The following is a 7,593-nucleotide window of genomic DNA, read 5'->3' as shown; positions in this document are numbered from 1 at the left end:
AAGCAACGGGCGGCGCAGTTGCAGTTCCAGGTCGCGCGCATCGCGCTCACGTTCGGCTTCCACCAACAGCCCGCGCTCCAGATCGAAAAAATCGAACCAGCGCGGGTGCAGGCTGCCGATGCGTCCCAACGGGTCGCGCGAGAAACCGATCTTGCAGTGGTCTTCCCATTGGCACGGGAACACGTAGGTGAAGCAACGTCCGTCGGTGGCGACCGTCGTGGCGCGGCGTGCCCGCATGCTCACCGCTGCCCCGCACGCGCACGCACTGGCGCAGCGGGTTGTGACGGTGACGGCGCCGGCTCCCAGCCGAAGACGCTGCGCCCGCCGTAGCGGTGCGAATCGCGGCGTTCCTGTGCGATGTACTCCTCCACCGTGGAACCTTGCGCGCTGGCTTCGAGTCGGCGCGCCTGCGCGTCCAGCCGTGCGATCGCCTGCAAGCGTTCGTCGTTGCCCAGTTTGGCCTGCTGCATCGCCTGCTTGAGTACGCCGATGGTGTGATCGAGCACGCGCGTGGGCACCGGAAACGGCTGCCGGTCCTTGCCGCCATGGGCCAATGAAAAGCGCGCCGGGTCGCTGAAACGGCATGGCGTGCCATGCACCACTTCGGCCACCATCGCCAGCGAACGCAAGGTCCGCGCACCTACGCCAGGTACTTGCAGCAATGCGGTGAAATCGCGCGGGCCGGCTTCGGCGGCAGCAGCAAGGCTGGCGTGCAGCCGCCGGACGATCACGTTTTCGCTGCGCACGTCGTGATGCTCGGGCATGGACAGATGCGGTTGCTGCGCCGGGTCCGAACCGTGCCCGGCGAACAGATCGCCAGTCACCGGGCCTTGCGCAGCGGGCGCCGCTACAGGCGCTTCCGCACCCGCAATCCGCTGCCATTCACGCGCTAGCTGATCCGGCGCGGTGCTGCGCAGCAACTCCACCTGCGCCTCACGCGAGGCGGCGGCCCGTTGATCGGCAAGATTGACGATCCTGCCCTGATGCGCCCCGTCGATGGCTGCATGCGGCGCATCCACGAAACTGCTCAGCCCCTCGGAGAGCCAGTGATACCGGCGCGCCTGCTTGCGTTGCCCATGCATGCCCTGCTGCACCACCACCCAGCGGCCGTCATCGCTGACGATGAAACCGTGCAGGTACAGGTCGAAACCGTCCTGCACTGCCGCGCTGTCGACCTTGGCCACCAGCCGGCTGGCCTGCGCCAACGCCGCGCCATCGAGCCCAACCGCATCGCCCACCGCCAGCAGCTCGGCCGGTGTGGCGCGCGAATGCCGGCCGCGCCCGCCACACACATGGATGCCCAGCTCGCCGGCCAGAGGCGTCAGCCCACGCTTGAGCGCGCCGATCACGCTGGTGGTGATGCCGGACGAATGCCAGTCCATGCCCATCACCGCACCGAACGACTGAAACCAGAACGGATGCGCAAGCCGACGCAACAACTCATCGCGTCCATAGCTGTGCACGATGGCCTCGCACATCACCGCACCCAGCCGCGTCATCCGCTGCCCCAGCCATTGCGGCACGCGTCCGCCATGCAAGGGAAGATCTGCACTGCCGCCGCGCCGGCTCATGACTGCCACTGCTTGTTCATGCCACCAGAATACCGGCGCTGCGTCGCACCCGCTGGGACGCAGCTGTTGCAGCGCGCCGCATTGCTGACGAATTCAGTTCGGAGCGCTTGCAGCCTCGCAGCGGATCAGCATGCCCTTCACGACAGGGGTGCAACCGTCACAGTGCCGTGCAGCGCTGCAGGTGGGCGATATCACCTCGCGTGAATAGAGGGAGGTGGTCACTCTGCGTTGACCCCTTCGTCGTCAAGGTGGTGGCCCTCCTCAGCCATCGCCACGGGGTTCGCATGAATGCCACGCCCGCCACTGCCCATGAAACGGCACCGGCCACCGCCACTGCCCCTGCGCCGACTTATCCGGTGAATCTGCGCATCAACGGCCAGCCCCATCACCTCCAGCTCGAAGCCTGGGTCAGCCTGCTCGATCTGTTGCGCGACCGACTGGACCTGACCGGCAGCAAGAAGGGCTGCGACCACGGCCAGTGCGGTGCCTGCACGGTGCTGGTCGACGGGCGCCGCATCAACAGCTGCCTGACCCTGGCGGTGATGCAGGACGGCGCCGACATCACCACCATCGAAGGCCTGGCCGAGGGCGAGCAATTGCACCCGTTGCAGCGCGCCTTCATCGACCACGATGCCTTCCAGTGCGGTTATTGCACGCCGGGCCAGCTGTGTTCCGCGGTGGGCCTGATCAACGAGGGCAAGGCGCACGATCGCGACCAGGTGCGCGAGCTGATGAGCGGCAATCTGTGCCGTTGCGGTGCCTATCCGCAGATTACCGATGCGGTGATGGAGGTCCTGGGCAAGCCCGGCGACAGCCGCGACAGCGCCGCCACACCGTGGACGCCCGGGACGGTGCCGGCATGATTCCGCTCAGCTACGCGCGCCCGGACAGCATCGATGCCGCGCTCACCGCCATCGCGCCGCGTGGGGATGATCCGCATCCGGTACCCGCAGACGCGCCGGTGCGGTTGATTGCCGGTGGCACCAACCTCACCGACCTGATGAAGCTGCAGCTGATGCGGCCCAGCAGCCTGGTCGACATCAACCGCTTGCCGCTGGACAGCATCACCACGCTGCCGGAAGGCGGGCTGCGCCTGGGTGCGTTGGCACGCAATGCCGATACCGCCTACCACCCGGAGGTGGAAACGCGCTATCCGTTGCTGAGCGCGGCCATCCTGGCCGGTGCCTCGCCGCAGATCCGCAACATGGCCAGCAATGGCGGCAACCTGCTGCAGCGCACGCGCTGCATGTATTTCTATGACCGTGCCACGCCCTGCAACAAGCGCGCACCGGGCAGCGGCTGTTCGGCCATTGGCGGGCTCACCAAGTACAACGCCATTCTCGGCGCCAGCGCGCATTGCATCGCCACGCACCCTTCAGACATGTGCGTGGCGTTGGCTGCGTTGAATGCGGTGGTGCATGTGCAGGGCCCGCAGGGCGAACGCGCCATTGCCTTCCCTGATTTCCATCGCCTGCCCGGCGACCATCCGGAGCTGGACAGCACCCTGGCGCCGGACGAGTTGATCGTGCACATCGACCTGCCCGACGCGCAGCGCTTTGTCACCCACAGCGCCTATCTCAAAATCCGCGAGCGCCTGTCGTATGCGTTCGCGCTGGTGTCGGTTGCCGCCGCACTGGATCTGACAGAGGACGGCAGCATCGGCGAGGTGCGCGTCGCGCTCGGCGGCGTGGCGCACAAGCCATGGCGCAAGCCCGATGCCGAAGCGCAGCTGGTGGGTCTGCCCGCCAACGCCGAGACCTTCGCGCGTCTGGCCGATGCGCTGCTGCAGGGCGCACAGTCGCAAGGCGAAAACGGCTTCAAGCTGCCGCTGGCGCGCCGCGCCATCGTGCGCGCACTGGAGGTCGCACGCGAGGGCACCATCGACAACCGCGGGCGCACCAGCGCGCTGGAGGAATCGCCATGAATGCACGCAGCACCGACCTGTCCAACACCGAACTGACGCCACCGGTTGCCGACCAGGGCACCGGCTTTCGCCCGACCGGCACCGGTGTCCCGCGCATCGACGGGCGCGCAAAGGTCACCGGCCAGGCACGCTATGCCGCCGAATGGCCGGTGCCGGACCTGGCCTATGGCGTGGTGGTCAGCAGCAGCATCGCGAAGGGGACCATCGTCGGCTTCGACCTGGCAGCCGCGCGTGCGGTACCTGGCGTGCTGGACATCATCACCCATGAAAACCGTCCGCACATGCGCGGCATGGACCTGTTCTACAAGGACATGACCGCACCGGCCGGCTCGCCGTTCCGCCCGTTGTACGACAACACCGTGCTGTACAGCGGGCAGCCGATCGCCTTGGTGGTGGCCGAGACCTTCGAAGCGGCGCGTCACGCCGCGCATCTGGTGCAGGTGGATTACGCACAGGAGCCGCACGACACCAACCTGATGACCAATCTGGACCGGGCGCACAAGCCCAAGGCGATGAAGGCCGGCTTCTCGCCGCCGCCCAAGGACAAGGGCGAGCCGGACACCGCGTTCGTCAATGCCGCCTGCCAGGTGCAAGGCGACTATTACAGCGGCGTGGAGCATCACAATCCGATGGAATTGTTCGCCTCCACCGTGATCCGTGAGGCGGACGGCCACTTCACCATCTACGACAAGACCCAGGGCTCGCAGAACAGCCGTTGGTATGTGTCGCACGTGTTCGGCCTGAGCAAGCGCAAGGTCACCGTGCGCAACCCGTATGTGGGCGGTGCCTTCGGTTCGGGCCTGCGCCCGCAATATCAGCTCGCCTTGGCGGTGATGGCCTCGATCCTGCTGGATCGCTCGGTGCGGGTGGTGCTCACCCGCCAACAGATGTTCACCTTCGGCCATCGCCCGGAAACCGTGCAGCGGCTCAAGCTCGGCGCCGACCGCGACGGCACGTTGCGTGCGATCTGGCACGAGGCCATCGCCGAAACCTCGCGCATCGAGGATTACGTGGAGGTGGTAGTCAACTGGAGCGGCCAGCTGTACGCCTGCGACAACGTGCACCTGGGCTACAACCTGGTCAGCCTGGACCAGTACAGCCCGATGGACATGCGCGCGCCTGGCGCCACCCACGGCGTGCATGCGCTGGAAGTGGCGATGGACGAGCTGGCCTACGAGGTCGGTATCGACCCGTTGGCGTTGCGGTTGAAGAATTACGCCGAGGTCAATCCGGCCGACGACAAGCCGTTCTCAACCAAGGCGCTGCGCGAGTGCTACCAGCAAGGCGCCGAACGCTTTGGCTGGGCGCAGCGCCCCATGCAACCGCGTGCGCGCAAGGAAGGCAGCGAGTGGGTGGGCTGGGGCATGGCCACCGGGCAGTGGGATGCCATGCAGATGTTTGCACGTGCGCACGCCGTGCTGCATGCCGATGGCCGCCTGGTGGTGAGCAGCGCTGCCAGCGATATCGGCACCGGCACCTACACCGTGATGGCGATGATCGCCGCCGAGGCGCTGGGCCTGCCGCTGGAACAGGTGACCTTCCAGCTGGGCGATTCCACCCTGCCCGTCGCGCCGATCGAAGGCGGCTCCTCGCATGTCAGCACAGTGGGTTCGGCCGTGGATGGGGTCTGCGGCAAATTGCGCACCAAGTTGTTCCGGTTGGCGCAGGCCTTGCCGGACTCGCGCTTTGCGCGGGTCAAGCAGGACGATGTGGTGTTCGCCGATGGGGCAATTGCCTTGCGTGGCGATGCCGGCAGTGCGGTCGCGCTACCGGCGTTGCTGCGCGCGGCCGAGCTGGAGCAGATAGAGGACAAGTTCCTGCTGCTGCCCAACGTGCTCAAGCAGCGCAAGTACACCCGCGCCACGCATGGCGCAGTCTTCGTGGAAGTGCGGGTGGACGAGGAGCTGGGCACGGTGCGGGTGACGCGCGTGGTCAGCGCCATTGCCGCGGGTCGCATCCTCAACCCCACCACCGCGCGCAGCCAGATCATCGGCGGCGTAGTGTGGGGCATCGGCCAGGCCCTGCACGAACACACCCAGTCCGACCATCGTTTTGGCCGCTTCATGAATCACGATCTGGCGCTGTACCACGTCTCGGCCAACGCCGACATCCACGACATCGAGGTGATCTTTGCCGACGAAGACGACCGCGTGGTCAGCAGCCTGGGCGCCAAGGGCGTGGGCGAGATCGGGCAGGTCGGCGTGTCGGCGGCCATCTGCAATGCGATCTTCCACGCCACCGGCAAACGCATCCGCAGCACGCCGATGACGCCGGACAAGGTGATGGCGGACTGAGCGATTGACCGCGGATGCGTCCATCCGCGGCGTGACCACGACGGCAACGCACGGGCTCGACAGTGCACGATGTCGGGCCCGTCGCCTCTTGCGACTGCATCGCTGGCACTGCGCGTTGCACAGGCCAGCCCCTCCGAAGCGTCCACATCAAATGCGAACGCCAACGGCGCGAATGCCGCGGCGCTGCTGTAGCGTGAGCGGACCTCCGCCCACCGCAAGGCTCGTATGGCACCGCGCACCACCCGTCGACAGTTGCTCCGCGGTGCGGCCACGCTGGCCGTGCTCAGCCGGGTCCCGAGCGGTTGGGCGCTGCCGCACGCCCCCACGCGCGGGCAGGCCTTCATCGAAGACCTGATTGCACGCATGACGCTGGAAGAAAAGGCCGGCCAGCTCAGTCTTTTCAGCTCGGCAGAACAGATCGACAAGGCCATCGTCGCCAACCCGATCCACAAGGACGCGGCCGGCCGCACCCAGCTGGCAGCAGCGCGCGCCGGGCAGCTGACCGGGGTTTTCAACGGCTCCAACGTGCGCTGGCATCGGCAGTTGCAGCAGGCCGCCATGCAGAGCCGGCTGAAAATCCCGCTGGTCTTTGCCGCCGACGTGATCCATGGCTACACCACGGTCTTTCCGGTGCCGCTGGGCGAAGCGGCCAGCTTCGAACCGGAACTGGCGCAACGCACCGCGCGTGCCGCTGCGATGGAAGCCAGCGCGGTCGGCATCGACTGGACATTCGCGCCGATGGTGGACATCGCCCGCGATGCCCGCTGGGGCCGCGGGGTGGAAGGCGCCGGCGAGGACGTGCTGCTGGCGCAGCAGTTTGCGCAGGCACGCGTGCGTGGCTTCCAGGGCGAGGCCGGGCTGGCGCATGCCGATGCGCTTGCCGCCTGCCCCAAGCATTTTGCCGCCTATGGCGCGGCCGAAGGCGGACTGGACTACAGCCGCGTGGACATCTCCGAGCGCACGTTGCGCGAGGTGTATCTGCCTCCGTTTCAGGCCGCCTTCGACGCCGGCGCGGTGACCACCATGGCCGCGTTCAACGCGCTGTCGGGTGTGCCGGCAACCGCCAACGCCTGGTTGCTGGGCACGGTGCTGCGGCAGGACCTGCAGTACCGCGGCCTGGTGGTGTCCGACTTCACCGCCGACCAGGAACTGGTGGCGCATGGCGTGGCCGCCGACGACCGCGACGCGGCACGGCTGGCGTTTCTGGCCGGCGTGGACATCAGCATGGAGAGCGGCCTGTATCTGCGCCATCTGCCCGCGCTGGTGGCCGCGGGCGTGGTGCCGATGCAGCGCCTGGACGCCTCCGTGCGCCGGGTGCTGGGTTTCAAGGCGGCATTGGGGTTGTTCGACGACCCGTTCCGGCGTCTGCAGCCGGCACGGGCGCAGCCGCGCCAGCGCCAGGCAGACACGCTGGCGCTGGCGCGCGAGGCCGCCTGCAAGTCGGTGGTGCTGCTGAAAAACGAACGCGAGCTGCTGCCCCTGCAGCGCAGCGGGCAACGTATTGCGCTGATCGGGCCGATGGCGCGCGACTGGATCAACCACGCCGGGCCATGGAGCCTGTTCGACCAGGAAGACCGCAACAACACCGTGGCCGCGGCCGTGGCGCGTGCCATGGCCGACCCGCAGCTGCTGCAGGTGGTGGACGGGTGCGGCTTCGACCAGCCGCTGCCCGGCGGCGTGCAGGCCGCAGTGGCGGCCGCGCGCACGGCCGACGTGGCCCTGCTGGCGGTCGGCGAACCGATGACCTACTCCGGCGAGGCGCAATCGCGGACCGAGATCGTCCTGCCGGACGTGCAACAACAAC

Annotated in this window: 6 protein-coding genes; 4 read left to right on the top strand and 2 right to left on the bottom strand. The window is 67.6% G+C overall.

The genetic code is table 11. The features are described 5' to 3' along the window. Both OZ10_RS19100 and OZ10_RS19095 read right to left on the bottom strand, forming a co-directional pair. The coding region (locus tag OZ10_RS19100; protein ID WP_039566602.1) for a GIY-YIG nuclease family protein at nucleotides 1-243 on the bottom strand (243 nt) is incomplete at its 3' end. Continuing rightward, the gene (locus OZ10_RS19095; protein ID WP_039566600.1) at nucleotides 240-1,571 is read right to left on the bottom strand and encodes a DUF763 domain-containing protein; all 1,332 of its coding nucleotides are present in this window, start codon (nucleotides 1,569-1,571) and stop codon (nucleotides 240-242) included. The genes OZ10_RS19095 and OZ10_RS19100, both read right to left, overlap by 4 nt. Before the next feature lie 284 nt (nucleotides 1,572-1,855). Between OZ10_RS19095 and OZ10_RS19090 the strand changes: the two genes are divergently transcribed. The 4 genes from OZ10_RS19090 to OZ10_RS19075 form a co-directional block, all read left to right on the top strand. Beyond that, the gene (locus OZ10_RS19090; protein ID WP_039566598.1) at nucleotides 1,856-2,434 is read left to right on the top strand and encodes a (2Fe-2S)-binding protein; all 579 of its coding nucleotides are present in this window, start codon (nucleotides 1,856-1,858) and stop codon (nucleotides 2,432-2,434) included. Continuing rightward, nucleotides 2,407-3,495, top strand: a complete 1,089-nt coding sequence (locus OZ10_RS19085; protein ID WP_039566596.1) for an FAD binding domain-containing protein — start codon at nucleotides 2,407-2,409, stop codon at nucleotides 3,493-3,495. Before OZ10_RS19090 ends, OZ10_RS19085 begins: the two co-directional genes overlap by 28 nt. After that, nucleotides 3,492-5,789 carry a xanthine dehydrogenase family protein molybdopterin-binding subunit gene (locus tag OZ10_RS19080; RefSeq protein ID WP_039415215.1) on the top strand — a complete coding sequence of 766 codons (2,298 nt, stop codon included), beginning with the start codon at nucleotides 3,492-3,494 and terminating at the stop codon, nucleotides 5,787-5,789. The genes OZ10_RS19085 and OZ10_RS19080 overlap by 4 nt, the downstream gene beginning before the upstream one ends. 225 nt (nucleotides 5,790-6,014) lie before the next feature. Beyond that, nucleotides 6,015-7,593, top strand: a 1,579-nt coding sequence (locus tag OZ10_RS19075) for a glycoside hydrolase family 3 N-terminal domain-containing protein (protein ID WP_039566593.1), incomplete at its 3' end; no start/stop codon positions are given.

This window comes from Xanthomonas cannabis pv. cannabis (assembly GCF_000802365.1).
In the GTDB taxonomy this organism is placed as follows: domain Bacteria; phylum Pseudomonadota; class Gammaproteobacteria; order Xanthomonadales; family Xanthomonadaceae; genus Xanthomonas; species Xanthomonas cannabis.
Note: the sequence above shows the minus strand (reverse complement) of the source record. Positions and strands in the feature narration are given on the sequence as shown.